Origin of the sequence: Paenarthrobacter aromaticivorans (assembly GCF_019038615.1) — a bacterium.
Lineage (GTDB): Bacteria > Actinomycetota > Actinomycetes > Actinomycetales > Micrococcaceae > Arthrobacter > Arthrobacter aromaticivorans.
Window position 1 is genome coordinate 1 of the sequence record NZ_JAHOPC010000024.1, and the last position, 26,350, is coordinate 26,350.

At 62.5% G+C, this 26,350-nt stretch carries 26 protein-coding genes; 10 read left to right on the forward strand and 16 right to left on the reverse strand.

Features of this window, described 5'->3' with window-relative positions:
- Positions 1 to 404: 404 nt before the first annotated feature.
- From rpsN to rpmB, 3 genes are read right to left on the reverse strand one after another with little or no spacing between them, the layout of a single operon-like run.
- Positions 405 to 710, reverse strand: coding sequence for a 30S ribosomal protein S14 (gene rpsN / locus KSW38_RS22570; RefSeq protein ID WP_216927432.1), 306 nt, complete (start codon positions 708 to 710; stop codon positions 405 to 407).
- A gap of 4 nt (positions 711 to 714) precedes the next feature.
- Entirely contained in the window at positions 715 to 882 is a 168-nt protein-coding gene (gene rpmG / locus KSW38_RS22575; RefSeq protein ID WP_003798558.1) for a 50S ribosomal protein L33, read from the reverse strand.
- Positions 882 to 1,118: a 50S ribosomal protein L28 gene (rpmB, locus tag KSW38_RS22580; RefSeq protein WP_011776361.1), complete on the reverse strand. Its 237-nt coding sequence runs from the start codon at positions 1,116 to 1,118 to the stop codon at positions 882 to 884. The genes rpmG and rpmB overlap by 1 nt, the downstream gene beginning before the upstream one ends.
- A 397-nt stretch (positions 1,119 to 1,515) precedes the next feature.
- On the opposite strand from rpmB, the gene KSW38_RS22585 reads away from it, so the two are divergent.
- The 3 genes from KSW38_RS22585 to KSW38_RS22595 are packed head-to-tail and all read left to right on the forward strand — an operon-like array spanning position 1,516 to position 4,245.
- Positions 1,516 to 2,976: a ferredoxin reductase family protein gene (locus KSW38_RS22585; RefSeq protein ID WP_216927434.1), complete on the forward strand. Its 1,461-nt coding sequence runs from the start codon at positions 1,516 to 1,518 to the stop codon at positions 2,974 to 2,976.
- On the forward strand, positions 2,973 to 3,440 hold the full coding sequence (locus tag KSW38_RS22590) for an FMN-binding protein (RefSeq protein ID WP_308169466.1): 468 nt from the start codon (positions 2,973 to 2,975) through the stop codon (positions 3,438 to 3,440). Before KSW38_RS22585 ends, KSW38_RS22590 begins: the two co-directional genes overlap by 4 nt.
- A complete protein-coding gene (locus KSW38_RS22595) occupies positions 3,424 to 4,245 on the forward strand; it encodes an FAD:protein FMN transferase (protein WP_254186832.1) in 822 nt (273 codons plus the stop codon). The genes KSW38_RS22590 and KSW38_RS22595 overlap by 17 nt, the downstream gene beginning before the upstream one ends.
- A gap of 21 nt (positions 4,246 to 4,266) precedes the next feature.
- Here KSW38_RS22595 and KSW38_RS22600 read toward each other — a convergent pair whose 3' ends face one another.
- Both KSW38_RS22600 and KSW38_RS22605 read right to left on the reverse strand, forming a co-directional pair.
- A complete protein-coding gene (locus tag KSW38_RS22600) occupies positions 4,267 to 5,031 on the reverse strand; it encodes an SGNH/GDSL hydrolase family protein (RefSeq protein ID WP_216927436.1) in 765 nt (254 codons plus the stop codon).
- Positions 5,032 to 5,080: 49 nt separating this feature from the next.
- Positions 5,081 to 5,560, reverse strand: a complete 480-nt coding sequence (locus KSW38_RS22605; RefSeq protein WP_216927438.1) for a MarR family winged helix-turn-helix transcriptional regulator — start codon at positions 5,558 to 5,560, stop codon at positions 5,081 to 5,083.
- Positions 5,561 to 5,628: 68 nt separating this feature from the next.
- Here KSW38_RS22605 and KSW38_RS22610 point away from each other — a divergent pair, with 68 nt between their 5' ends.
- Positions 5,629 to 5,916 (forward strand): YciI family protein, encoded by a 288-nt coding sequence (locus KSW38_RS22610; RefSeq protein WP_216927439.1) that lies wholly within the window; start codon positions 5,629 to 5,631, stop codon positions 5,914 to 5,916.
- Between the two features lie 16 nt (positions 5,917 to 5,932).
- Here KSW38_RS22610 and KSW38_RS22615 read toward each other — a convergent pair whose 3' ends face one another.
- The 6 genes from KSW38_RS22615 to KSW38_RS22640 all read right to left on the reverse strand — a co-directional run bounded on the left by KSW38_RS22615 (position 5,933) and on the right by KSW38_RS22640 (position 12,191).
- A complete protein-coding gene (locus KSW38_RS22615) occupies positions 5,933 to 6,769 on the reverse strand; it encodes an SGNH/GDSL hydrolase family protein (protein ID WP_216927444.1) in 837 nt (278 codons plus the stop codon).
- A 249-nt stretch (positions 6,770 to 7,018) separates the two neighbouring features.
- A complete protein-coding gene (locus tag KSW38_RS22620) occupies positions 7,019 to 8,074 on the reverse strand; it encodes a siderophore-interacting protein (RefSeq protein ID WP_216927446.1) in 1,056 nt (351 codons plus the stop codon).
- Positions 8,071 to 8,895, reverse strand: a complete 825-nt coding sequence (locus KSW38_RS22625; protein ID WP_216927448.1) for an ABC transporter ATP-binding protein — start codon at positions 8,893 to 8,895, stop codon at positions 8,071 to 8,073. The genes KSW38_RS22620 and KSW38_RS22625 overlap by 4 nt, the downstream gene beginning before the upstream one ends.
- 1 nt (position 8,896) lies before the next feature.
- Complete coding sequence (locus KSW38_RS22630; protein WP_216927485.1) at positions 8,897 to 9,973, reverse strand: FecCD family ABC transporter permease; 1,077 nt, start codon at positions 9,971 to 9,973, stop codon at positions 8,897 to 8,899.
- 23 nt (positions 9,974 to 9,996) lie between these two features.
- Positions 9,997 to 11,112 (reverse strand): FecCD family ABC transporter permease, encoded by a 1,116-nt coding sequence (locus KSW38_RS22635; RefSeq protein ID WP_216927450.1) that lies wholly within the window; start codon positions 11,110 to 11,112, stop codon positions 9,997 to 9,999.
- A gap of 5 nt (positions 11,113 to 11,117) precedes the next feature.
- Entirely contained in the window at positions 11,118 to 12,191 is a 1,074-nt protein-coding gene (locus tag KSW38_RS22640) for an iron-siderophore ABC transporter substrate-binding protein (protein WP_216927451.1), read from the reverse strand.
- A gap of 395 nt (positions 12,192 to 12,586) precedes the next feature.
- On the opposite strand from KSW38_RS22640, the gene KSW38_RS22645 reads away from it, so the two are divergent.
- Positions 12,587 to 13,090 (forward strand): FBP domain-containing protein, encoded by a 504-nt coding sequence (locus tag KSW38_RS22645; protein WP_216927453.1) that lies wholly within the window; start codon positions 12,587 to 12,589, stop codon positions 13,088 to 13,090.
- A gap of 68 nt (positions 13,091 to 13,158) precedes the next feature.
- Here KSW38_RS22645 and KSW38_RS22650 read toward each other — a convergent pair whose 3' ends face one another.
- Genes KSW38_RS22650 through KSW38_RS22660 form a run of 3 tightly spaced genes read right to left on the reverse strand, consistent with a single transcriptional unit; the run spans position 13,159 to position 18,939 of the window.
- The gene (locus KSW38_RS22650; protein WP_216927456.1) at positions 13,159 to 16,629 is read right to left on the reverse strand and encodes an ATP-binding protein; all 3,471 of its coding nucleotides are present in this window, start codon (positions 16,627 to 16,629) and stop codon (positions 13,159 to 13,161) included.
- The gene (locus KSW38_RS22655; RefSeq protein ID WP_216927458.1) at positions 16,626 to 17,489 is read right to left on the reverse strand and encodes a DUF4194 domain-containing protein; all 864 of its coding nucleotides are present in this window, start codon (positions 17,487 to 17,489) and stop codon (positions 16,626 to 16,628) included. Before KSW38_RS22655 ends, KSW38_RS22650 begins: the two co-directional genes overlap by 4 nt.
- Complete coding sequence (locus KSW38_RS22660; protein ID WP_216927467.1) at positions 17,482 to 18,939, reverse strand: DUF3375 family protein; 1,458 nt, start codon at positions 18,937 to 18,939, stop codon at positions 17,482 to 17,484. The genes KSW38_RS22655 and KSW38_RS22660 overlap by 8 nt, the downstream gene beginning before the upstream one ends.
- Before the next feature lie 332 nt (positions 18,940 to 19,271).
- Here KSW38_RS22660 and KSW38_RS22665 point away from each other — a divergent pair, with 332 nt between their 5' ends.
- Both KSW38_RS22665 and KSW38_RS22670 read left to right on the forward strand, forming a co-directional pair.
- Positions 19,272 to 19,574, forward strand: a complete 303-nt coding sequence (locus tag KSW38_RS22665) for a hypothetical protein (RefSeq protein ID WP_216927468.1) — start codon at positions 19,272 to 19,274, stop codon at positions 19,572 to 19,574.
- A gap of 62 nt (positions 19,575 to 19,636) precedes the next feature.
- Entirely contained in the window at positions 19,637 to 21,601 is a 1,965-nt protein-coding gene (locus tag KSW38_RS22670) for an acyl-CoA dehydrogenase family protein (RefSeq protein WP_216927470.1), read from the forward strand.
- Between the two features lie 5 nt (positions 21,602 to 21,606).
- Here the strand turns inward: KSW38_RS22670 and KSW38_RS22675 are convergent, their stop codons facing one another.
- On the reverse strand, positions 21,607 to 22,011 hold the full coding sequence (locus KSW38_RS22675; protein ID WP_308169467.1) for a YchJ family protein: 405 nt from the start codon (positions 22,009 to 22,011) through the stop codon (positions 21,607 to 21,609).
- A gap of 186 nt (positions 22,012 to 22,197) precedes the next feature.
- Here KSW38_RS22675 and KSW38_RS22680 point away from each other — a divergent pair, with 186 nt between their 5' ends.
- The gene (locus tag KSW38_RS22680) at positions 22,198 to 23,079 is read left to right on the forward strand and encodes an FAM174 family membrane protein (protein WP_216927474.1); all 882 of its coding nucleotides are present in this window, start codon (positions 22,198 to 22,200) and stop codon (positions 23,077 to 23,079) included.
- On the opposite strand, the gene KSW38_RS22685 is transcribed toward KSW38_RS22680, so the two are convergent.
- Positions 23,076 to 23,567, reverse strand: coding sequence for a flavin reductase family protein (locus tag KSW38_RS22685; protein ID WP_216927476.1), 492 nt, complete (start codon positions 23,565 to 23,567; stop codon positions 23,076 to 23,078). The two genes, KSW38_RS22680 and KSW38_RS22685, sit on opposite strands and share 4 nt — an antisense overlap.
- 291 nt (positions 23,568 to 23,858) lie before the next feature.
- On the opposite strand from KSW38_RS22685, the gene KSW38_RS22690 reads away from it, so the two are divergent.
- Positions 23,859 to 24,893 (forward strand): aldo/keto reductase, encoded by a 1,035-nt coding sequence (locus KSW38_RS22690; protein ID WP_216927477.1) that lies wholly within the window; start codon positions 23,859 to 23,861, stop codon positions 24,891 to 24,893.
- Between the two features lie 162 nt (positions 24,894 to 25,055).
- Positions 25,056 to 26,159: a sulfite oxidase gene (locus KSW38_RS22695; RefSeq protein ID WP_216927479.1), complete on the forward strand. Its 1,104-nt coding sequence runs from the start codon at positions 25,056 to 25,058 to the stop codon at positions 26,157 to 26,159.
- Positions 26,160 to 26,350 lie beyond the last annotated feature (191 nt).

Consider the following 26,350-nt stretch of genomic DNA (forward strand, 5'->3'; position numbering starts at 1 on the left):
CACCACCCAAAACCCCGCAAACACACGCCAAACACCCCCACCCAAGACCCAAAACCAGCCCAAAACCACCAAAACAACTTTCCGTGAAGCCCGTCACACCAACCAAACCCCATCACCCCGCCCGCCAAACACCACACCCAGCCACCGCCGTCGAACCCTGCCCCCCACCCCCACAGAACCTGAGACAACAAACCCCAAAACCCGCCGCGATGTGAGAGAAGGATGCTCGAAAACACCGACGATGTGAGCGAGCAACCGTTCAAACGAGGCACGAGCGAGCGCACAGAGGATGACCGCCGCCTTTCCCCCTCCCACCGCCGCCGCCCTTACCCCAGCAAAGAGCCACTTAAACGCAGAAAAGGCCGGCAACCATAACGGTTGCCGGCCCTTTCAGAGCTTCGTGATTACCAGGAAGACTTGGTGATACCCGGGAGCTCACCGCGGTGAGCCATGTCGCGGAAGCGAACACGGGAGATACCGAACTTCTGGAAGGTGCCGCGGGGACGGCCGTCGATCTGGTCGCGGTTACGCAGACGGATCGGGGAGGCGTTGCGGGGCAGCTTCTGCAGGCCGAGGCGTGCAGCTTCGCGTGCTTCGTCAGTCGCGTTGGGGTCAACCAGGGTCTTCTTCAGTTCGAGACGCTTGGCAGCGTAACGCTCAACAATGACCTTGCGCTGCTCGTTGCGAGCAATCTTGGACTTCTTTGCCATGTGTTTAGCGCTCCTCTCGGAATTCGACGTGCTGGCGGATCTTGGGGTCGTACTTCTTCAGGACCAGACGGTCAGGATCGTTACGACGGTTCTTGCGCGTTACGTAGGTGTAACCCGTGCCCGCAGTGGACTTCAGCTTGATGATCGGACGTACGTCCTTGTCCTTTGCCATTAGAGCTTTACTCCTCGTGCCAGGATGTCGGCGACGACAGAGTCGATGCCGCGTACGTCGATGGTCTTGATGCCACGGGCTGACAGGGTCAGCGTGACGTTACGGCGCAGGGACGGAACCCAGTAGCGCTTCTTCTGAATGTTCGGGTCGAACCGACGCTTGTTGCGGCGGTGCGAGTGCGAAATGCTGTGTCCAAAGCCCGGCTCGGCCCCGGTCACTTGGCAGTGTGCTGCCATGACTCTCCTCCAAAGATTGAATGTAACGGTGTGCAGATGTTCCTGCGTTACCGTGCGACAGGCAGCGTTCGCGTCCGATCCACACCATTTCGGTAGTTTCCGCATCAAGTACGGCGAATAAGGTTGGGCCTCAGAACCGGACAGTGATAAACACTGGAACAGATCCTGGGATACCGGGCGAATACAGGAATGCACGCAACTTGAGCCCCTAACTACCGGCCATCGGGATGTCAGTCGGAACCGACCTCACCGCCAACCGGAGCAATTGCACACGATCCGCACTACCTAGCGCCTAACCATTCTACGGGCCAGGCCAAATTAAGACCAATCAGGAATCATAAGCCCCTCACAAGGCCATTCACAGCAGAACGAAAGGATGCTTGGCGAGTCTTGGATCATGACATCGCTTCTTTCACGTGTTTCGGGTGCTGAACAGTCCGCGGCGCCGGGCCCACGGACGCCACCAGCCGCCGTCGAACCCTTCCGGGCGCAAGCCCGACGGCGGCTGGCCCGGGCCGACCTTTTGGGCTTCCTCGCGTGGGTGTCCCCAGTGGTCGCGGTCGCCTTGTGGCTCGCAGACGGCGGCGCAGGCGGGTTCTCCTCCTTTGCCGGAAGCGCGACAGGCCTGGGAATCGTGGCTGGTTTGGTCGGCACGGACCTGGTCCTCCTCATGCTGCTCTTGGCGGCCCGGATCCCGCTGATCGATAACACAATCGGGCATGACCGTGCTCTTGAGATCCACAAATCGCTGGGTAAGCCGGCGCTTTACCTGCTTCTGGCACATGGGATCCTCCTGGCGGTGGGTTACGGGGCGGCAGAAGGCCTCGACCCCATCAGCGAATCGGTGTCCCTGTGGGTCAACGTCCCGGATATGTGGCTCGCGTTCGTCGCGATGGCGCTGTTCATCGCCGTGGTGGTGACCTCGTTGGTGGCCGTACGACGCAAGTTCCCGTACGAATTCTGGTACGTGATCCATCTCTTGACATACGCAGCGGTGGCAACGGCAATCCCGCATCAGTTCAGTGTGGGCGGACTCTTTGCCGAAGGAACCTGGCAGCGCTGGTATTGGCTGGCTTTCTGCATCGGGACGGGCGCGGCACTCCTTTTCTTCAGGATTTACCAGCCACTCGCCGCAACCTTCCGGCATCAGCTCACGGTCAGCCGGGTAGTCCGCGTGGCACCTGAAGTGTTCAGCATCGAAATGACTGGGCTGCAGCTGGAGAAGCTGACAGGCAGCGGCGGGAGATTCTTCATCTGGAGGTTCCTGGCTCCCGGGTTCTGGTGGCAGCCGCATCCCTTCAGTTTGTCCGCGGAACCGCTTCCGGCCACGGGTACTGCAGCGGGCAAACTCCGCATCACCGTCCGAAATCTAGGCGACGGATCCGCCCGGCTGGCCCGCCTCAGGCCTGGCACCAGGGTCGCCCTTGAGGGACCCTACGGGATGTTCAGCACCGCCGCCCGGTCCCGCAACAGAGTGGTGATGATCGGCGCCGGCATTGGCATCACTCCTCTGCGGTCGCTGCTGGAATCCACGCCGTTTGAGCCTGGCAATGCAACGGTTCTGTTGCGCGGACACGACGAGTCAGAGCTCTTCCTTGGTCAGGAAATCATGACCCTTTGCCAAGCCCGCGGCGCAACCCTCTTCCACCTGACCGGCCCGCGCTCCGCACGCCTCAATGAATGGCTGCCCGAATCAGCCGTTCAAGCAGGTTTCACACTCCGCTCCTATGTCCCGGACGTGGCCAACGCCGACGTCTACGTCTGCGGCCCTGCCAACTGGGCCGGCAAGGTGGTCCAGGACGCACAGGCCGCCGGGGTATCTGCAGAACAACTCCACTACGAAAGGTTCGACTGGTGAGAATCCGGGCAGCAATGGCAACGGCCCTGGCGTCCGCGGGCATACTGCTCGCAGGCTGGCAGTCAGGCGCTCATGTTGCCGAAACAACCACATCCACCACAACAAGCCTGAGCAGCAGCATGTCGGCTGGCGGTTCGGCTGCGAACGGCAGCACCGGCGCCAGCGGCAGCAGCGCGGAAAGCACGACGGCGGCAACGTACGACGGCGCGTCGGTCAGGACCCGCTTCGGCACGGTCCAGGTGCAGGTGACCATCCAGGACGGCAAGATCACTGAGGTGGTACCCCTGCAGCTCACCGATGCCGAGCGGAAGTCGGCCCAGATCAGCAGCCGGGCAGCACCGGTCTTGCGTTCCGAGGTCCTGCAGGCCCAGTCAGCGAACGTCCAAACTGTCAGTGGTGCGACGGTCACCAGCGAGGCCTATCTCACCTCCCTTCAGGCGGCCCTCGATGCAGCCAACTTTTAACGGCGAACAACTCCGCGCGCGTACGTTCCGCAGCATGGGCACTGTGGTGAGCCTGACCGTGGCGAGCGGAACGGCCGCCCAAACCGCCGTCGATGAACTGCAGTCCGCCGTCGACGTCGTAGGAGAGATATTTACGCAGCTCGACCTGACGTTCAGCCTTTATCGCGAAGGATCCGAGGCAAGCCGGCTGGTCCGGGGCGAACTGACGTTGGCTTATGCCTCGGAGTTAATGCAGGAGCTCTATGCAGCGGCCTCGGAATGGCGCGTGGACACCGAAGGTGCGTTCACGGCCGAACGACCGGACGGCGCGTTGGATCTTTCCGGAATCGTCAAAGCCCACGCCATGCGTGAAGCTGCACTGTCCTTAGGTGCCCTCGGCCTGCAAAATTGGTGCCTCAACGCTGGCGGGGATGTGCTGGTAAGCGGGTCACCGGGGCCCGCGGACACTGGGTTTGAAGATCCCAACCCGTGGCAGGCCGGCATCGTTGATCCGTTCGATCGCCAGAAGCTGATCAGTACATACCGCCTCGGCGCCTCGGCGGAAGGCGGAATGACGGCCCTTGCAACGTCAGGCTCGGCTGAACGTGGAGAACACATTTGGACGGTAGGGAGCGGACGGTCCGACTTCCTTCAGGTCTCCGTGGCGGCGCAGGACATTGTTACGGCCGACGTCCTGGCAACGGCAATAGTCGCCGGCGGAACGCAGACTTTGGATCGCTCAGTGGAGAAATGGGGCGTCGAAGTGCTCGCGGTTGGCAGGACCGGCACGCTGCTCGCCACGCCGGGTTTCCGCAACGCTCCCTGAGCCCAGTCCTTCTGGACCGGGCTAGACCGGGCGGATCAGGGCCGGATACTTCGGGCTAAGCCCATCGCCCGAGGACGTACCCCGCACACGGCGCACCACCCAGGGGCCGGCGAATTCCCGGACCCATCGCGCGTTCGCCCGGATGGCTTCGGACCTGTTCAGCGTGGGAAGCGGTGCGAGTTCCGGGACTTCGAGCACATGCTCATGTTCGAGGACGTCCAGCACGCGCTGGGCCATATTAACGTGGCCCGCCGTCGACATGTGCATCCGGTCCTGCGCCCACATCCGGACGTCGTAGTACTCATCAAACCGCCAGTAATCCACCAGCAGGGCGCCATGGTTCTCGGCGATTTCACGGAGCAACTCGTTGTAGATCGCGGTCCGTCCACGCATCGTGCTGAAGACCTTCGAACCACGGGCATCGAAGCCCGTGAAAAGGACCACCGTGGCGCCGGTTGCGCTTAACTTGGCGATGCCGGCGTCGTAATCCTCCATAAGCGAGTCAATATCGATCTTGGGCCGCAGGATGTCGTTGGCACCGGCATACATCGTGACCAAAGTGGGCTTTAACGCGACCGCTGCGTCCACTTGCTCTGCCATGATTTGGCGGAGCTTCCTGCCGCGGATTGCGAGGTTGGCATAGCCAAAGTCCTCATTGCTGTGGGCCAACTGCCGGGCAACGACGTCTGCCCACCCCCGGACGCCGTTGGGGCGCGTTGGGTCGTCGTCGCCAACGCCCTCTGTGAAGGAATCCCCCAAGGCAACATAACGGGCAGAAAAATCCATGCCGTCAGTCTGCCATTAGCCCACCACTACCTACAAAGCATGGGCAACGCTACGATTCGCGCAGGATCCAATGGTTATTGTCCAGCCTGGAGACGATTTTCTCGCCGATACGCGCGAGGTCCGCGACGTCGTCGGGCGAGAGCGAATCCAGCATCAGCGCCCGCACGGACTCAACGTGACCGGGAGCGAGGGCCACGATGGTGGACATGCCAGCCTCGGTCAGGTGGGCGACGGTGACACGCGCGTCGCCAGGATGTGCCTGGCGTTCCACCCAGCCGCGCTTCTGGAGTTTGGTGACCACGTGCGACAGGCGCGATAGCGACGCACTGGTCCGGGCGGCGAGCTCGCTCATGGGCAGGTACCGGCCCTCGGTTTCGGAGAGCATCGCCAGCACGTTGTAGTCGAACAGTGACAATTTTCCAGCAGACTGAAGCTGCGTATCCAACGCCGAGGGGAGCAACGTATTAATGCTCAAGAGGGCCAACCAGGCACGGCGTTCGTCAGCATTAAGCCAGCGGGGTTCAGTCATGGATCCATCTTAGGAGAATTAGCCGGTTGGCCCGGCCTTGCTGCCGCCGCAAACGGTAGGCTGGCGGAATGTTTGTTGTCTCCTTGACCTACAAAGTTCCCGACGAAATCGTCGATTTCCACCGGCCAGGCCATATGGCCTGGCTTAAGGACGCGTTCGACGCCGGCGTGTTCCTTGCGTCGGGACGTCGCGTTCCAGCCACGGGCGGCGTGCTGCTGTCAAAGGTTGACCGGGCAACGCTGGATGACTCACTGGCCAAAGACCCGTTCTTCAGCAACGGCGTGGCCGAGTTCGAGATCATCGAATTCACCGCGACAACTGTGTCCGAGGGCTACGAGAACTTGCTCGAGAACTGAGGCCTGCCGGGTAGCTTCACTGCATAGCCTGCTGGTTTTCGACCAGTTTCTTCAATCCGCCCTTGCGCGGGACTTTGACGGGCTGCGGCCAGCGGGCACTCAGGGAATCACCCAGGGTAACGCCCCGGAGTTTGCGTCCAAAGAGGGGCAGGACCCAGTCGTTTACCCACCGGCGCTGCCTGCGTTCCCATTCCCTCATGGTCATTCGTTGAGGTGGCTCCCACTGCTTGAGAGAAATCTTGTGCGGGACGTCCAAGTGGTCCAGGACCTGGGCGGCGAGATATTTGTGGCCGGCTTTGGACATGTGAAGCCTGTCAGGGGCCCACATCCGTGAGTCTTTGTAGGCGTCGAAGCACCAGTAATCCACCAGGATCGCCCCGTATTTTGTTGCCAACTCACGGACTTTTTGGTTGTACAGGGTGTTGCGCTTCTTGAACGGTTCCAGGACTGCTGAGACCTTCACGTCAAAGCCGGTAAAAAGGACCACTGTTGCCCCAGTGCCAGCGAGCCGGGCGACCAGCATTTCGTAGTCGGTGAGGAGCGCATCCATGTCCGTGCCAAAGTCCAGGATGTCATTGCCACCGGCATACAACGTGATGAGCGTTGGTTCCATGCCGAGGGCGGGCTCAAGCTGTTCATCGATGATGTGCCGGAGCCTCTTACTGCGCACTGCAAGATTCGCGTACTCCCATCCCGGCTGCGCTTTCGCCAATTTCTCGGCGACCCGGTCTGCCCACCCGCGAACCCCATTGGGCAGCACGTTGCTCGGGTCCCCCACGCCCTCGGTGAAGGAATCCCCAAGGGCGACGTACCGCCGTCGTCCGCTTTGCCCAGCCGCGTAACCACCCCGCATCCCCCCAACGCTACCCACCCCCAGTTACACCCCAGCCAACCCAAAGTGAACAGGCGAAACGGGAAGTGCGCGAACAAACCGAAAAAACCGTCGGGAAATGAGAGAGCATCGGAAGGGTAAGGGACGCACGAGGCCGCTTGGCGGGGGTCCGGCAGCGTGCGTCAAAGCGACGAAGGAGCAGCACGCCAAGGATGCCCGCCAAGCAGCCGGACCCAAGCACCGGACCCGGGCGGCGACGTGCCCTAAGGCTTAGCCCTCTGCCTTGCCCCGTCGCCAGTACCCCATGAAAGCAACTTGCTTCCGATCAATTCCGACGTCCCGCACCAAGTACCGCCGCATTTCCTTGATCACGAACGCTTCTCCGGCGATCCAGGCGTAGAACGGCAGCGCCCCGGCAGGCAAAGTGGGGTTCTTGGTGGCTTCCATGGCCGCGGTATCCATGCGTTGCGGGGTTTCCCAGAGGATGTCCTGGTCCACGTTGACGTCTTCGGGCTCGGGTCCGGCCGCGCTCCCGGTGCCCTTGATGCCTACCCAGCCCGGGACGGGAACAGCCTTGGCGACGGCTTCTTTGAGGAGTTCCCCGTGCGGGCGGGAGCGTCCGATCGCTGCGCCACGGGCGAGCCAGGTGATTTCGATGTCTGCAGCTGTGCTGATGTCCTGGAAGTCGCCGGCTTCGGGTACTTCAAGGAACGCGTGGCCGGTCATGTCCGCGGGGAGGCTCTCGAGGATGGCACTGATGGCCGGCACCGCTGTCTCGTCTCCGGCGAGGAGGATCCTCTGGGCCAGGCCCGGGCGCCATTCGATGCCGCCGTAGGCACCGGCGGTGGTGCACTGCGCCGCACGGTTGTTGGGGCCAATGATGGTGAGGGCATCGCCGGGCTTGGCTTCTTTCGCCCAGTTGCCTGCGGGTCCGCCATGGCCTGCGTCGTCGAAGTGCATGACGAAGTCGATGTCGATTTCGGGGTACACGGCGTCGAGCCGCTCAGCCCTGACGGTGTAGGTGCGCATTGCTCCCCGGACGGAAGCATCCATGGCCAACCATTCCTGGTACCACCCGGCCTCTTCCATCTTGAATTCGGGCAGTGGGATCTGCTGGCCGTCCGCGTCGAAAGAAGGAATCATCAGCTTCACGCGCAGGTCCAGGGTGTCGCCTGCAACGCCGAAGCCGCGCAGTGAGTAGCCACCGAACGTGATCCGGCGGAAATTCGGGCTCAGGTCCTGCACGGCCGAGACTGCGACGTCGAAGGCCAGGGTCATGGGTTCCACGGCGACGCTCGCTTGGGTCCGTGTTGGTTGTGCACTCATGAGGCGATCTCCAGTTCGTTGGTTGAAACGGGCTGTGCGTGGTGGCGTCCTATAGGGACGATGAGCGGTGTTCCTGAGATGGGGTCGGGAACCACCCGGGATTCCAGGCCAAAGACGTTATAGACCAGTTGCTCGGTCACTACAACGGGTGCGGGACCTTCGGCCACAATGCATCCGCCCTTCATGGCGATGACGTGGTCGGCGTAGCGCGCGGCGAGGTTGAGGTCGTGGAGCACGATCGCCACGGTGGTGCCCCGGCTCCGGTTGAGGTCCGTCACGAGGTCCAACACTTCAACCTGGTGCGCAAGGTCCAGGTACGTGGTTGGCTCGTCAAGCAGCAGCAGGTCGGTTTCCTGGGCAAGGGCCATGGCAATCCAGACGCGCTGGCGCTGTCCGCCGGACAGTTCGTCGACGCTTCGCTCTGCGAGTTCCAGCGTTGCGGTTGCTTCGAGCGCCCGCTGCACCGCGGCGTCGTCCCCCTCGCTCCAACTCCGGAAGAAGCCTTGGTGCGGGTACCGGCCCCGTCCCACGAGGTCGCGGACGCTAATACCGTCCGGAGCGGTGGGGTGCTGGGGAAGAAGGCCCAAAGTCCGGGCGAGCTCACGCGCGGGTCGGGAGTGGATGTCCTTGCCGTCGAGGGTCACCGCACCACCAGCGGGCTTGAGCAGCCGCGACAATCCGCGGAGCAACGTGGACTTACCGCAGGCGTTGGCTCCCACGATCATGGTGACTTTGCCTTCGGGGATTTCGGTGGTGAGGCCCTCGACCACCTTGCGCTGCTCGTATTGGAGTGTCAGGTCCTTGGCATTAAGGATGGCCATGTCAGGCTTCCTTTCGATTCGAGGTGACCAGGAGCCACAACAGGAAGGGTGCACCGAGGGCGCCGGTGATGACGCCGACCGGGAGGACGGTTCCGTCGAGGATGACGGGCGCGATGTTGGAGGCGAAGAAGTCAGCGGCCAGCACGATCAGCGCACCGGTTAAGGCCGACGCCGGGAGGCTGGGTTTGCGGACGATGCGCCGTGCAATCGGCCCGGCGAGGAAAGCGACGAACGCGACGGGACCGGCAGCAGCGGTTGCGACGGCGGCAAGCCCGACGGCGGTCAACACCAGTCCCAGCCGGGTGGCGTTGACCCTGATGCCCAAGCCGGCGGCGGCGTCGTCACCGAGTTCGAGAATGCGCAGCGGGCCAGCAAGGATGGTGACAGCCGGAACCAGGACCAGCAAGGAGACCGTGAGGATCCCGGCACGCTCCCAAGTGGCAGAATTCAGCGAACCGTTAAGCCAGACGAGGACATCAGCCGCGGTACGGATGTCGGCACGGGTCATGAGGAAGTTGACCACTGCGTGCAGTGCCGCGGCGATGCCCACACCCGCAAGGATGAGGCGGTTGCCTGCGGCGTTGCCACGGCTGCCTCCGCCTGAGCCCGCGCCGCGCGAAATCGCGTAGATAATGGCAGCGACACCCAGCGCGCCGCCAAGGGCTGCCCAGGAAACGACTGCGCCGGAAGCACCAAAGATCACAATCGCCGTCACCGCCGCCGCACTGGCTCCGTAGCTGATGCCGATAATGTCCGGGCTGGCCAGGGGGTTCCGCAGCATGGTCTGGAAAAGGGCGCCAGCCAGGCCAAAGGCAATGCCGATCATGGTTCCCACCACCGCGCGCGGCAGTTTGTGCTCCATGACGATGAAACTGGCGCCGGGGATCTTCTCACCGCCGGTGAGGTGGTTGATGACGATTGTGAAGAAATCGGGAATGGTGACGGTGTAGCTGCCCAGCAGTACGTACACCGCGAACATGACCACGAGGGCCACGCCAAGGAAGAAGGTGGGGCTGAGCACCCGCCGAGATGACAATTGATGCGCATGTTTCCGGGGAACATTGCCATTAAGTGCCATCTCGGGAGCAGGCTTAAGTGCACTCACAGCCCTGCCCCCTTTCCGCGGCGGATGAGCCAGACAAAGACCGGCGCGCCCACGAGCGCCGTCATAATGCCGGCGGGAACTTCGCCCGGCAGCAGAACCACGCGGCCGATCACATCGGCGATGATCAGCAGGATCGGCGCCGAGATCATGGAGAACGGCAGGACCCAGCGGTAGTCCGGACCGGTGAGCGAACGGACAGCGTGCGGAATCACCAGGCCGAGGAAGCCAATGGGTCCAGCCAGCGCGGTTGCGGAACCGCACAGCAGGACAATCCCCAGGCCGATGATTCCGCGGGACAGGGCAACATTCTGACCAAGTCCACGGGCGATGTCGTCACCCAGCGCGAGGCTGTTCAAGATGCGGCCACTGGCCAGGACGATCACGGCGCCGACGGCCAGGAACGGAAGTGCAGGCAGCAGAACGGACCAGTCCCGTCCGCCAATGCTTCCCACCTGCCAGAAGCGGAATCGGTCCAGGGTGTCCTGGCTTGAAACCAGGATGACGTTCATCAGCGAGAACAGGCCTGCGCTCAGGGCCGCACCCGCAAGGGCGAGCTTGACCGGCGTCGCACCGTCACGGCCCCTGGACGCGATCGCGTAAACGACGACGGCGGCCGCTGCGGCACCGATGAAGGCGAACCAGATGTAGCCGGTCAGCGAACCGACGCCGAAAACATAGATGCCCACCACAACCGCAAGGGCCGCACCCGCGTTGAGTCCCAGAATGCCGGGATCGGCCAGCGGGTTGCGGGCCACGCCTTGCATCGCTGCGCCAGCCAAGCCAAGGGCTGCGCCTGCGAGGAGGCCCAAGACTGTGCGGGGAATCCGTGCGATGACCACTGCGTGGTCGCCGCTTTCAGGATTGAAGTTGGTGATGGCTTCCCAAATGGTGGACAAGGGAAGCCCACGCGCGCCGATCGCCAGGGATGCTGCGCAGGCAGCGACGAGTACGACGACGGCGGCCACCAGCCAGGCACTGCGCCCGCTTGTGACCCTGGAACCGGTTCCCCCTCCGGCCGCGTTGCTCCGAGGAGCGCTATCCCGCTGGTTACCCGGCACGGACGTGCCGCCAACCTGCCCCACGGAAGCCGCCGTCGTCGTACTCAATTTCATTGCAGTTACTTGCCTGCCGCCTTGTCCGCGGCGCTGCCCAGTTGCGGCAGGAACGTATCCAGTGCCCACGGCAGGCTCAGCGGCGAGGAAGCGGAGATGGACAGCGTAAGGGTTTGATCGGCGTCGGCAACGAGTGCGCCGGACTTGACGGCGGGGATCTGGCCCAACAGAGGATCGGCCTTGATGGCCTCGGCCGTGGCGGCTTCGGGCACCCATGTCACGAAGACATCGGAATCGAGCTCGTTAGCCTTTTCAGCGGACCACGGGATGAAGAAGTCCTTGTTGGTCTTCGTGTTCTGCTCCACTACCGGAGCGAGCTTCATGCCGATTTCGGAGAGGAAGCGCGGGCGGTTGTCGATGGCCGTGTAGACGTTCACGCCGTCGCCCTTGGCCGGCTCCAGGTTGCCGTAGATAAAGGTCTTGTCCTTGATCTGCGGGTACTTGGAAACCTTGTCCTTGACGGTGGCTTCCGTTTCCTCGATCAGCTTCTTGGCTTCGGCTTCCTTGCCGAGGGCCTTACCGATAATGGTGGTGCTGTCCTGCCAGGGCGTACCGTAGGCGAGCTCCGGGTAGGCAACAACGGGAGCGATTTCGGAGAGCTTCTTGTAGTCGGCTTCCTCCAGCCCGGAGTAGGCGCCGAGGATGACGTCCGGGTTGAGCTTGGCGATCTCGGTGAAGTTGATGCCGTCTGCCTCGGAGAACTGTACGGGGGCCTTGTCCGAACCGAAGCCTGCGCCAAGCTTCTCCAGCGCGGCGTCCTTCCAGGGCGTGGAGCCCTTGTCGTTGTTGCCCCACTCGTTCTTGGGAACGCCAACCGGGACAACGCCTAGGGCTATTGCGACGTCGTCGTTGACCCAGGAGATGGTGACTACGCGCTTGGGCTGTTCCTTGATGGTGGTCTCACCGAAAGCGTGCTTGATGGTCACGGGGAAAGCCGCGGTTTCTGCCTGCTCCGCTGCCGGAGTGGAGGTGGCAGGCCCGGTGGAGCAGCCAGTGAGGGAAAGGGCGACGGCGGCCAAAGCGGCTGTCGCGGTACCTGCGGTCTTCAGCAGGGCGCGGCGTGGAAGAAGGGAAGCCACGGGACTCCTTAGGTAAGGGATGCGAACCTAAGTAAGGCTAGCCTAGCCTTTGAATAATTACGAAACGTTTGCGTCACGTAATGTCCATGCTGCGGCATTGCTAAGATATCGGCAGCGGACTACCGCTTCCAGAGAGAACGACGAGGAGATGAGCGTGCGCACGGTTTCAGTTGCTGCAGCCATGGTTGGCGAGGTGGCCATTTTGGCCTGCTTGGCACTCCCCCACCCGTCGGCATCACTCTAGGTACACGCCCTCCACAAGCACCCCTGTTTTCGGGTCTCTTTGCTGTTCGCGTTCTTTGCTGTGCCTTGCTTTCACCGATGACCGACGCTCCTTTCTAGCCAGCGCGCTCCTGTTCAGCGCGACGTCGTTCAATTCCGAAAGTAGCTTTGCCATGCAGAAAATCACTGCCCAACAAATCCGTTCATCATTCATCAATGCCAGCCGGTCCGAAGCCGCCAAGCTCAACCTTCCCCGCGACTTTGAAACCATCGACTGGGACAACCTTGAATTCCTCGGTTGGCGCGACGAAAAAATGCCCCAGCGCGGGTACTTGGTGGTCCCGCACAGGGGCAAGCTCACGGGAATCATGCTCCGGGCGCCTGAAGGCGGCTCCGGAAAGAAGCGTGTGGTGCTCTGTGAACTGTGCCGCGACGTCTTCTCCAAGGACGACGTCTATCTTTGGGTGGCCAAGAAGGCCGGACAGTCAGGCAAGGACGGCAACACCGTGGGGACCCTGATCTGTGCCGAGTTCGGGTGCAGCGCCAATGTGCGCAAGGAACCGCCCGCCAATGAAATCAACCCGGACCCGGCCGTCGTCGTGGTCCGGCAGATCGCCGGCCTGGAGGAACGGACGGCCCAGTTCCTGAACAGGGTCCGAGGTACCTCCACCCGCTAAAAGCAACGCGGGGTCACTTACGGCCCATTAAGGTCTCTCCCATGGGCCGTAAGTGACCCCGCGTTGCTTTAGCGCAGGACGATATCCACTGGGTTGGCTTCCGACCGCCATGCGCCGGGCTCTCCCGGGCCTGCGATGACGGGAGCCGTGAGCACGCCGGAGCGGTTGGTCCGCTTGTCGCGAAGGATTTCCGTGACCGAGCCTAGGTGGCGGGACAGATCGATCACGTTTTCCGGCGCTGCCAGCAACAACTGGAAGCCGAATTCGTGAAGCGCCTTGATTCCGGCGCCGGCGAATTCCTCGGATGCCAGCACGAACGCTTCGTCCATCATCACGGTGCCGTAGGTAGTGAAGCCCTGCTCTGCAATACCCAGCTGGTAGCTCAGCGCCGCGGCCATGATGAACGCCGTGAAGCGCTGACGTTCACCGCCGGACATGGAGCCCGTATCGGCATGCATAAAGACCTCGGTCTTCTTCTTGCCGGCCTTCCCGGTTTTCGCCGACTTCGCGGCCACCTCCCTGTGCTCCTTGCATTGGATAAACAGGTGGCCGCGGACGTCCAACACTTCGGCGCGCCAGCGGCGGTCCTCAGGGGTTTGCGAACCGAGACGCTTCACCAGAGTCTCCAGGGACTTATAGCGGGCGGTGAGCTCGGCGTCGTCGTCGGCCTCTGTTCCCGTAGCGGCAGATGCGCCGCGGGAGGGCCGCGTGTGTTTGGCCTTCAGCGCGTTCTGGATCGCTTCCTTGAACTGCTTGGCCGTAGCCGGAAGCGTCTGCTTGATGTCCAGTTCCAGGTAGCTGCCCTCGTGGAAATTCACCTCGGACAGGATGCCGTTGAGGGGCAGGATCCGGCTGGTGATACTCCGGCGCTCCTCATCCAGCAGGTGCAGGAGCGTACTGAACGATTCGTGCGTGCGCTGGTTGAAGAACAGTCGGAACTCGGCCTCCTGGGCGGGTAAGCCATCGCTCACGATCGCGTGATATCGCGATTCGAAGTCCCCGGCAGCCCCAATGGACGTGCCATGGTCAGCGCTGATGGCGCTGCCCCAATCGCGCACGAAAGCCTCGAATATTCGCGTCAGACGCTCTGCCGTAGCCTGGCTGCGTGATTCGGCGGCGTGCAGCTCGTCGAGCAGCTTGTTGCGGACGCTGTTGGCCAGGTTGTCGAGTTCGTAAAGCTCGGATACCTCGCCGACGCCGGCAAAGTACGGTTCCAGCGCGGCTACGGTAGAGCCCGACGGCGGTGCTTGCTCAAGCTTCAACCTGGCGGCATCGAGCAGGCCGTCAGCCGTGATCATCTTTTGGTCGAGCGCTTTGTATTCACTCTGCAGCACGGCCGCCGCACCTGTGGAGGACTGGTGCTTTTCCCGTACGGCCTCGATGTTGGCACGCAACGGTTCAAGGTCCGCCTGGGCAGCCAATGCGTCAGAAAGCCGCTGCTCAATCCGCGCGAGCTCGTCCGCGGCGACCGTTGCGGAGACCTGTTCCCACGGACGCTCATCCTCGGCCACCCTTCGAAGGGCTTCCAATTGCCGGGCCATCCCTTGGTGGGAATCCTCACGGCTTTGCGCCAATTCGGCAGCCTTGGCCAGCTCGTTTTCCAGCTCGCCCACCCGGGCCGCCACGAGTTCAAGCTTGGATGCATTGTCGAAGCCGAGGACGTAATCCTGCCGGCTCGTGAAACGGTCGTCCTTTTCCACGGTGTGCCGGTTGCGTTTGACCACGCCACCGAGGCTGAGGCCCTTGTCCATCGAAGCCAGCTCGTCCGGGTCCTCCACACACGGGTACGCGAAGTCCAAGGCGATCCGCTCGCGGATCCATGCGCCGGCGTCGGCGTTGGCGCCCGAGGTGAGGATGCTCAACTTAGTCAAGAGGTCGCCGTCGGACACGTCCTCCACAGCCAGCGCGCCACCGGCAACGGGCTTGGACACATCCACTGCACGCAGTGCGCCCCGGACCGTGTTGTCGTTCAAGTACCGTGTAACCGCAGCGAAGTGCTCTCCTGGAACCAACAGCGTGGTGGCGAGGTTGCGCAGCGCACGTTCCGCGGCCGGGCGCCACTGATCCTGGCCCTCGGCGAGGTCGATCAGCTCACCCCCGAACGGCATCCGCTCCTCGGGGATGCCGGTGGCGGCTGCGATCGCGGCTCTGTTCTCAATACTCGACGGCGGCAGCAAAGACTTGCGCGACCGCAACGACAGCAGCTCCTGCTCAGCCGCAGCCAGCTCGCGTTTCCTGGTCGCGTGGCCGTCGAAGGCCTCGAAACGGAGCTCCTTCAAAGCCTCCGAATCGTCCTTCAACTCCGCCGAACGGGCAGCTGCCTGCTCATGGGCCTGGTCCCAGCCCTCGGCCGACCATTCAAGGTTCAGCCCAGCATCGGCCAGCGCCTTCCGGGCAGATTCCTCCACCTGTTGGCGCAACTTCAGACTGACGCGGGCGTTCTCCAACGACTGCTCGATAGCCGAAATCGCGTTACCGCCGCGGTTGTTGTAATCCAGCTCCAGCTCACGTAGATCCTTGGCCAAAGCATCCCGGACCGTGCGCTCGGCAGCGAGTTCCTGGGCCTTGGACTGTGCCAATTCCTTGAAACGCGCCAAGGTCTTGGCGTGGACAGTGACCGCAAGCTGCTGCTTGTAAGCCTCGAATTCCTCGCCAGCCAACTCGCGAAGCCTGTTCGCATCTAGCAAGGCCTGCGCATAGTCCTTGTTCAGCCCCGGAACCGGTGCCAGCTGGTCGCGCTGCTGCCGGACATCCTCCAACCGCTGCCGGATGGACATCAGGTTGCTGAATTCCTCCACCACATCATCAGCCGCAGCCAATGTAGCCGGAGCATCAAGTACCTGGTCGCGGAAGAACGTATTAACGCTGCCGCCAAGGCCTTTCCCGGCCTGAATGACACGCAGCAAGGGAAGCGCCTGGTCGGAGTTGATGCCGAGGAGCCTTCGGAACCGCTCGGCGAACGCCTTATGCACATCGAAGACCTGGCCGTCCGGGAAGATTCCCTCCAACGCACCCTTAGTGAACCTCTTCTGGGCAATCCCCTCGATCGCTTCCAAGTCCAGGGGCTTGTTGTCGATCACATAAAAACGCCCGACGCTGGACTCCGTGCCATTCTTCGGCAAATCAAACAGCGCAGAGACCGTAACCTTCGTGCCTGCCGCATTATCAAACGTCAGTGCGACGGCGGACCACGTGGCACCAGGGCGCTGGAAGGCACTGGCCGAACCATCGCCAACAGCCTTATCACCGACCTTGCCCCGCATATAAGTAAACGTGGTTCTCTTGTCCTCCACAGCCCCACCTGAACGCTGCGCCGCAGCCTCATTGGACCGCGGGCGCGCATCAAACACGCGGAGCATGGCATCAAACAGCGTCGACTTGCCGACGCCCGAATTGCCCGTCAGAAGGGTTCCGTTGCGGTCCACGTGCATGGTGTGCGCCCCATGGAACGTGCCCCAGTTGACCACCTGCACGAGTGCCAAACGCATCTGCCCGGGGTTCGTCAGCTCGCCGAGCGGGAGCATGCTTGCGATCGTCACTTCTCTGTCCCGTCAGTCGTGGTTGCGTCCGCGGCGGGGGCGGCATCGGCGTCGTCGTCCTCGGAATTGGAATCGGATTCTGAATCCGAGATGTCCAGCAACGGTTCTGTGCCCGACTCGTCGGCCGCTACGGCGATGAGGGCCTCTATTTGGGCTGGGATGTCGCCGATGTTTTCGAAGGGGAGAGCCAGCGGGAGGGCGTTGCTGATGGTGTACGTGTCGTCCAAGGGGGTGGGGAGGAGGAGTTGGCGGGCCAGGAGTTTGGTGATGGTGCGGGTGACGACGTCGGAATCGCGGAGTGCATCCTGCTGGCCTGCTGGCGTGTAATTAGCGACGAGGTCCGAGATCTCTTCGCGGGTGATGATGGGGTCCGTCTGGGCTGTGACGTGACGGTCGAGCAGGAGCCGCAGGCGGAGCAGGACGATGGTTTCCACTCGGCTCAGTGCACGCTGCTGCCGAAGGATGCTTGATCGTGAGCTGGCACCGATGATCTCCGGGTCGACGGGGCGGAGGACGGCGATCTTGCGGTCGTGATCGAGCTGCAGGGTGAGGAACAGTTCGGAGAGGCGGCTGCGGAGGATGAGCTGGTTGTCCAGGAGCGTGGTCCAGAGCTTCTCGTCGCGGCCGCCGTCGATGTAGGGGCCTTTCAGCAGTTTGACCAGCGCGTGACGGACCTTCATGGGCAGCACACCTGTGTCACCGGGGAAAAGCGCCGCGCCGTCAACGAATGTGTCCCGCGGGGTAACGCGGAATGGGTCACCGTGGTTGGCGGGAGAGGCCGTTTCAGCCGGGACTTCAGCCTCCTCAAGGGTGACGTGCTCCTCCTCGGTGACGTCCGTCGTCGTGATTTCCTCAGTCATCAGAATCCTCATTCAGCGTGACGACAGGCAGGTACGCAGTGCGGATAATGCCGTCGATTTGTTCGAAGTCGATGTGTTCCCAGGCGGCCCGGTCGAACCCGGCACCGCTGTGCAGCGCCATGGACAGCAGGGATCGGACGGTGTTGATGTGTCGTTCCTCGGCGGGCAGGTTTTCCCACGCCTCACCCAGGGTGGCTGCCCCGGCCATTGCGGCCCGCACAACAGCAGGCCTGGCCTTGCCGGTGCGTGCCGACCGAACCCTGTCCGAATCGCTGAAGGCGATGGGGTCTGCCAGACGGGGCGGGGTCGCGAACTCGTCCGGGTCAAAGAGCTTGACCATGGCCAACGACTCGAATCCGGCGTTAAACAGAACGGGGCCGCGGACCAGGCCGGGCCGGTCACGTTCGTAGGGCATGGACCGGATAGCTTGTTCGGCCTCGGCCAAAATCTTGCGCAGGCTCACCGACTGGCGGACGTCGTCGCTCTGGATGTAGGTGTTCAGGCTTTCGGAGAGCTTGCCGTAGATTCTCTGGATCTGGCTGTGCTGGGTTCGCAGTTCAGCCACGAGGTTCTTCAGCGTTTCGCGGTCCTCGTGCGAAAGATCGTCGGCGAACTGCCGGCTCAGGACCTCGCCGATCGCTGAGCGGAAACGCAATTGCTGCTGCGGGTCTTCCAGGAAGGCTGTGAAAGAGCGGAACGTTCGACCCTCGGGACTCTGGCGCAGGCGTTTGTCGGCCTCCAGAACCTGGGCCATGGTTGCGCCCTTGCTCAGTGACTCCTCGATGATCTGATTGCGGAGTTCGCCCACCAACTCCTCGATGCGGTCGCGCATTTTCTTGTAATCAGCGGGAAGGCTGGCCGCAAGGTCAAGGATGTTGCCTGCGGCCTCAACAGCTTCTTCGTCGTCCAGGAGGCCGTCGAACTCTCCGGAGCTGATGTCCTCGACGAGTTGCTGGCGCTCTTGGATTTCTTCCTCCAGCGCCTCCAAACGTGCGCTTTGGTCCGGATTGGTCTCGTTGGCGAGCTTCTCCACGTCGCCAAGCAGGGTGCCCAAGCGGGAACCGTTGAGCGTGGAGCGTTCGCTGGAAAGGCTATCCAGGAATGCCAGCACACGCGCCGCTGCTTCGGTGACCTCGTAGACGATCTGGCCGGACTGGTTGCGGCGTGTCAGGAACTGCTTGCGCGTCCATTCGTCGCCGAAGGCCTTTCCGTTCTGCTGGCCGCCCAGCCCTGGTTCATGGCGGCGGAGCTGCTCAAGGAAAGCGTCGACGTCGGCATGGAACTCTTCCAGCGGAAGCTGCGGCCGGGTGCGAGTGAAGGAAGCCTGCAGCACCGCGATCACCCAAGGCGCCGAACGTGTCAGGGCCCAGGCTGGGCCTTTGGTCAGTTGCTCGAGGTCGCGAAGCCGGGCACTGATGGCGTCGGCGGAGGACATGGCTGAACGGGACAACTACTCTCCTTCAGCTGCTGCGAAACCTGGCTGGCAGCGGAAACTGCCCCGTACAAGGTTAACGCAGAGCATCCGCACCCAACTAAGTCGCAGCAGTGCGCGTTTTGACGGCTCTAAACGCGCACTAATGCGACCTAGTTGGGTGGGCGGGGGCCGGGAGGAGCGCCGCCGTCGTGCCCATTCCGTAACATACCGCCCGGTTCGATTTCGATCCCATATCGACACGGCCGCGACGCGGTTCTGTGCTGGCCGAAAACTACGCCCACCCCTAGTGTCGGATCATCGACGCAGCCACGCGGCGTCTACCCACGCACTGCCGCATAGGGGGAACCATGGATTTCGACTTTACCGCTCTGGAAACAGCCACCTACGTATTCATTGGAACGCTGGCCTTCGCCGCCATTTTGGTCGCGTTCATCGCAGTAGCAGCCATAGCAACTATCGTTCTCATCGGCGCCATGGGAATGGCCTGGTACATGGTCAAGGCAGTCCTGGGCGGTTTGGTGCATGGCATCAATTTTGCGTGGGACAGCCTGGTCCATCACGCAGGACAAGTGGAAATCCCGGCCGAATTCCAGCCCCAGGTTTCCCCTAGCACGGGTAGCTACTCGCGGGTAGCATTGAGGGACAGCTGAAGGGTTCCCCACCCGAGGCGGACCCTGGCTCCACCGGCACAACCGGCTAGAGGAGTTATCAAATGACGTCCGCTACTGACAGCAGTCTCACCGCCGCAAGCGTCAACGCCACAGCAGAAGAAGCCCGCGCCGTCGCCGAGGCCGCCCGCGAAACTGAATGGAACCGGCCCAGCTTTGCCAAGGGCCTGTACTTGGGAAGCTTCGACCTCAGCCTCATCCATCCGTGGCCACAAGCCAAAACGGAGGACGTGGAGCGCGGCGAAGAGTTCATGGCCAAGCTCGAGGCGTTCTGCAGGTCCATGTCCGGACGGGTGATCGAACGCGACGCGAAGATCCCGGACGAGTACCTTGCAGGCCTCGCGGACCTTGGCGTCTTCGGCATGAAAATCCCGCGCGAGTACGGCGGCCTGGGATTGTCCCTGGTCTACTACGGCCGCGCACTCGCGTTGGTGGGCTCCGTCCATCCGAGCCTTGGCGCACTCATTTCGGCGCATCAGTCCATTGGCGTTCCGGAGCCCGTGAAGGAATTCGGCACGCCGGAGCAAAAACAGGAGTACCTTCCGCGCTGCGCTGCCGGCGCCATCACCGCTTTCCTCCTGACGGAGCCCGACGTCGGCAGCGACCCCGCGCGTATGGGCGCCACTGCCGTACTATCCGACGACGGCCGGTCTTACCTTTTGGACGGCGTGAAACTCTGGACCACCAACGGGGTGATCGCCGAACTCGTGGTAGTCATGGCAAGGGTTCCAGCCCACACCGACGCCGACGGCACCACGCACAAGGGCGGCATCTCAGCGTTCGTCGTGGAGATGGACTCTCCCGGCATCACGGTGGAAAACCGGAACAGCTTCATGGGCCTGCGCGGTATTGAGAATGGCGTGACCCGTTTCCACCAGGTGCGCGTGCCGGTGGAGAACCGTCTGGGCCGCGAGGGCCAAGGCCTCAAAATAGCCCTCACCACACTCAATACTGGACGTCTCTCCATCCCCGGTCTATGCGTTGCCGCTGGGAAATGGAGCCTGAAGATTGCCCGCGAATGGTCAAACGCGCGTACGCAATGGGGCCGCCCGGTGGGCAAGCACGAGGCCGTAGGAAAGAAGATTGCGTTCATCGCCGCCACGACCTTCGCGTTGGAAGCTGTGTTTGAACTGTCGGCGGAGATGGCAGACGCCGGCCAAAAGGACGTGCGCATTGAGGCCGCACTGGCCAAACTCTGGTCCACGGAACTGAGCTGCCGGATCGCCGATGAACTGGTTCAGATACGCGGTGGCCGTGGCTTTGAAACGGCCGAGTCCCTTGAAGCCAGAGGGGAGCGCGCCGTGGCGGCCGAGCAGCTCCTCCGGGACCTGCGCATCAACCGGATCTTCGAGGGTTCCAGCGAGATCATGAAACTCCTCATCGCCCGCGAAGCCGTGGATGCGCACCTTGCCGCCGCGGGCGACCTCGCCTCAGCGGACGCGAGCTTGCAGGACAAGGCGAGGGCCGCCGTCGGGGCTTCAGGTTTCTATGCCCGCTGGCTGCCAAAACTAGTAGCCGGAGCAGGCATGGATCCGCGCTCCTACGGTGAGTTCGGGCGCTTGGGCAAGCACCTGCGGTTTGTTGAAAGATCCTCGCGGCGGCTCGCCCGGCAGACTTTCTACGGCATGGGCCGCTGGCAAGCGAAGCTCGAACACAAACAAGCGTTCCTGGGCAGGATCGTGGACATCGGCGCCGAACTGTTCGCTATGGCAGCATGCTGCTCCCGGGCCGAAATGCTGCTCCGTACCCACCCGGAACACGGCGCGGCGGCCTTTGAGCTGGCCGACGCCTACTGTGAGCAGGCGCGCGTGCGGGTGGACGAATACTTCGACCAGCTATGGCGGAACACCGACGACGGCGATCACGAGCTTTCGCGCAAGGTCCTCGCCGGGGATTACGCCTGGCTTGAGGCCGGGGTCCTGGACCAGTCCGAAGGAACCGGACCGTGGATCGCCGATGCTTCCCCGGGCGCATCAAGCAAGGAGAACCTGCACCGCAAGTATCGGTAGCCCCCCTACAGGACGTCACCGTCCACGTAGTACCAGCGCTTGTCCTCGCGTACGAAACGGCTGTGTTCGCGCTGGACTCCGCGTTCGCCGTCGGACCGGTAATGCGCGGCGAATTCAACAGTCCCGGTGGTGTCCAAGGGCCCACCCTTGGACGTGCCGAGGATGTCGAGCCTGCGCCATTGCATGTCAGGGTCCAGTTCCAGGGAATCCGGGCGGGTTGAGGCGTGCCACGTTCGCCGGAGGTACTCCGGATCCAGAATGACGAACGCCGAATACCGGGAACGCATAAGCTGCTCGGCTGTGGGCGCGTCGGCCTCACCCCGGTGGAAGCGCCCACAACAATCGTCATACTGCTCACCGGAGAGGCAGGGGCACGCACCGTCGCGGAGTCGGCTGAAATCAGGGGTCACTGGGTCCCAATCTGAGGCTGAAAATGAGAGCTGGGCAACATATTTTCCCACGCCGTATAACAGCTTCGAAACAACCCTGCCAGAGGGTGGCGCGGGGCGTGATTCCGTCGGTGCTGGACCGTAGGCTAGATGTGCAAGCTTGGTGGGCAATGCGCGCATCGCAAAACGACAGCCAGGGGAGGCTACGTGGAGGATCCGACAACACTCGCCATCAACCTGACATATTTGGGCACAGTGGGGATGGCTATCCTCATGTTCCTGGGACTCGGGTTGGTCATCATCATCACTCTGGTAGTTGCCGGAGTGGGACGGCTTGTGTCGGTGATTCTTTTGGCGATGGTCGGCATCTTCCCCAAGAAAGACACAGTCGCCATCGTCCACTTGCCCCCGGCTCCGGAACACGTACCCGCACCGGCGAGTGACGACGTCGAGCACTCCAGTCACGCTGTTGAGTCACCTCTTGAAGATCTTGCCTACGTCCCTACCGGTTCCACTGCCGAGGTTGCAGGTCATCCCGTGCCCAATCCTGTGGTTGCGGAGCCGAAGAAGGACCTCCTTGGCGATCTTCGACGCCGGGTCTCGGATGCCACTTCCGCCGTCAAGGACGGTGCGTGGAAGGTTGGCCCGAAAAAGGTGCCCAAGCCGGTTCATGTTAAGGAAGTGGTCGAAACGCAGACCGCCCACCACCCCTTGCTTGTGGCCGCCAGCAAAGAACCCCCCGTGCTTGCAAAGGACTGGGCCGACGCCGTCGCGGAAGCTGACCGGAGGGCGGCCGCACGGGCAAAGGCAGAGGAACCGCCCGCCATCAAGGTGACGGTCCGCGAGGTAGGCGAACCAACACCGCTGTCCAGCAAAGACGAACCGCCCGCCCCGAAGACCCCGGACGCGCACCAGCCTCCTGGCAACGGTCCCAAAAAGTCTGGACCTGAATCCACGAAGTCCGGGCAAGGGAACGGCCCCAGCCAAGGGAACAGCCCGAAGAAATCGGGCCCGAACACTTCCAAGAACGGAAAGTCTTCGAGCCCGATCCGCAAGGGGTCGCTCAGCGGGGCCAACCGCAACTCCTAAGCAGCGAGCTGCCGGAACGATGCTCCGTGATAAATCAGCGGCTTGGATTCGTGGTTGATAGTGGTCGATTTGACCTCAAGGACAACGACCGCGTGATCCCCCGCTGGCGTCTCGGAGACAACCTCGCATTCGAAACCCAGCACGGCGCCGTCGATCAGAACGGCCCCTGAGTCACTTACGCTGGTGGACAATCCGGCGAAACGGTCCCGGGTCTTGGAGGACAGCTGAAGGCAGGCCGCTTCCTGGCCCTCAGCCAGAACGGATACCCCCAGCCTGCTGGCCTGCCGGAGCTTAGGCCAGGTTGTGGAGGAGTTCTGCACCGCGAACATCACCAACGGCGGCTCCAATGACACGCCCACAGTGAAGGACGATGCCACAAGGGCCTCCGGCGTGAAATCCACCATGGCACTGAAAGCAGCCACTCCGGACGGGAACTGCGCAAATGCAGCCTTGATGGCCGCTGTTTCTTCCACGGTGGTCTGTGTCATTTTGCTGTCCCCTATCGTGCGTTGCCTGAGTTCCTTTCCCATAATTCACCCGCTTCCGGGAACGGCAATATTTGTTGATTCGAAAGACTTTTGCGTTGCCGCATGTCAAGAAATGTCGCGAAGTAAGGCCGCTTCCATGACTTCGCAAGACGAAAAACGAAGAAGTTCTACCGTTTGCATTTGGGCGTCCCACGGCCCTGTGTAGCCTCGATTGGACATCCTTTTTGATGACGGTTGCCCCAACTTCAGGCCCGCAACTGTCCAACCACTGACTCACCACAGGAAGCCGACATGAGCCTCAACGAGCTACGAACGCTTGGACGCACTGGCGCCCTGATCAGCCCTCTCACCCTGGGTACTTTGAACTTTGGCAACGGCACCGCTCCCACGGGCCCTGCGGAGAGCATCCGCATCATCCAAGCGGCGCTAGACGGGGGCATCACCAGCATCGACACCGCCGATATTTACTCGCAGGGTGAGGCCGAAGTCGTGGTGGGCCAGGCAATCCAAGGTAGGCGGGACGACGTTTTTCTCGCCACCAAATTCCATGGCCAGATGGGGTCCAACCCAGCGCATGCCGGAAATTCGCGACGATGGATTGTCCGGGCTGTGGAGGACAGCTTGAGGCGGCTGAACACGGACAGGATCGACCTCTACCAAGCGCACCGTCCCGACTACAACACCGATCTCCTTGAGACCATCACCACCCTGAACGATCTCATCCGGCAGGGCAAGATCCTCTACTACGGCACCTCAGTGTTCAGCCCGGCGCAGCTCGTCGAGGCACAGTGGATCGCGAACACCAACCACTTGACGCCGCCGGTGGCGGACCAGGTTCCTTATTCGCTTCTGGTTCGCGCCAACGAACGCGACGTTTTCCCCATCACCCAGCAGTACGGCGTCGGGGTTTTGAGTTATGGACCGCTCGACGGCGGTTGGCTGGCTGGCGGTTACCGTGTTGGCGCGGGCCAGCCCGAAAGCTCACGCTTCTCTGCTCTGCCAGGGCGTTTTGATGTGACTGCGCCCTTCAACCAGGGCAAGCTTCATGCGGCGGACGCACTCGCACAGCTGGCTGCACGGTACGGACTGACTCTCATCCAGCTTGCTGTTGCCTTTGCCCTGAACCATCCCGCCGTCACCAGTGTGATCATTGGGCCACGGACCGAGGACCATCTCACGGACTATCTGAAGGCCGCCGATGTGGTGCTCAGCGAAGCGGTTTTGGATGAAATCGATGACATCGTGGCCCCCGCCGTCAACTTCCTTGAGCGGGATGCCGGCACGGTTGCTCCCCACCTGGAGTACCCGGAACTTCGACGTCGGTAGCTCGTCTCCCGTTGTGGGGCCCGCTCTGCGCCCTTCAATCCTCGTGAAGCACGTCGAGCACGCCTCACAATCGCCTATTGACGGCGTTGGGCCCCGGCGTGATCCTTGTCCTAAGTGCTGCGGCACGCCCGCAGCGTCAGGTCCAGTAGAACGCCGCCTCCCATGTCCAAACCCCATGTCAAGCAAGACGCGGCGAAAGCCGTCATCCCGGGACAGCCGACCGAAGGTCCCCTGACCCACGAAGAGTTGCAGCTCTCCGGCCGCAACCATTCAATGCCGCTGGAAGCCCTCCACGACGACATCACGCCAGCGGGGCTGCACTACCTGCTCATTCACTTCGATATCCCGCACGTTTCCGCCGAGACATGGCGGCTGCGGCTCGGTGGGGCGGTTAATCACAGCTTGGAACTGAGCCTCGACGACATCAAATCGCGTCCAGCTGTCACCATGCCGGTCACCATGGAGTGCGCCGGAAATGGGCGCTCGCTCCTGCAGCCACGTCCCCTCAGCCAGCCATGGGTGCTGGGAGCCGTAGGCACTGCGGAGTGGACCGGAACTCCTTTGGCACCCCTCCTGGAAGAGGCAGGTCTGGCGAGTGACGCCGTCGAACTTGTCTTTACGGGCGCCGACAGCGGCATCCAGGGTGGCGTCGAGGAACCGTACGCCCGCAGTCTTTCGATCGCCGAGGCGATGCACCCCGAAGTCATGCTGGTTTACGCCATGAACGGCAATCCGCTCCCGATCCAGCACGGTTTCCCGCTGCGGCTGCTGGTACCGGGCTGGTATGGCATGGCAAGTGTGAAGTGGTTGACGTCCATCGAGGCAGTGACTTCACGGTTTATGGGGTTCCAACAGGCGGTGGCCTATCACTACCTTCAGGGACCCGATGGGCCGGGATTGCCCGTGACGCACATTCGCGTCCGCTCCCTGATGGTGCCGCCCGGGATCCCTGACTTCTTCACCCGACGCCGTGTAGTGGATGCCGGCCCAGTCATGCTGCGCGGCAGGGCTTGGTCCGGTCACGGCGAAGTGGAACGCGTGGAGGTGGGGATCGACGGCGAGTGGATGCCTGCCCACCTGGAACCCGCAGTAGGTGACTTTGCTTGGCGTTCGTGGACCATGGTGTGGGTTGCGAGCCCGGGCGAACACGAGTTGCGGTGCCGTGCGATGGATTCCTCGGGTGCGCTGCAGCCCAGTGACCAGGTGTGGAACTACCAAGGCATCGGGAACAACATGGCCCAGCGGGTTGAGGTGACAGTTCGGTAGGGCTTAACCGTCCGGGCTGTCCGTCCGGCTTCCTCGACATCGCTGGAACACTGTGAGATCGCCGGGAGTTCGGTATATATCAAGCTGTTTGTGGCAGCTGGGTGGGTTGTTTGTGGTTGATTCCTGCGGTGGGTGGTATTCCTGGCGCGGTGGGTCTGCGGCGGTATCTGTGAGGGTTGCGGGCGTAGCAG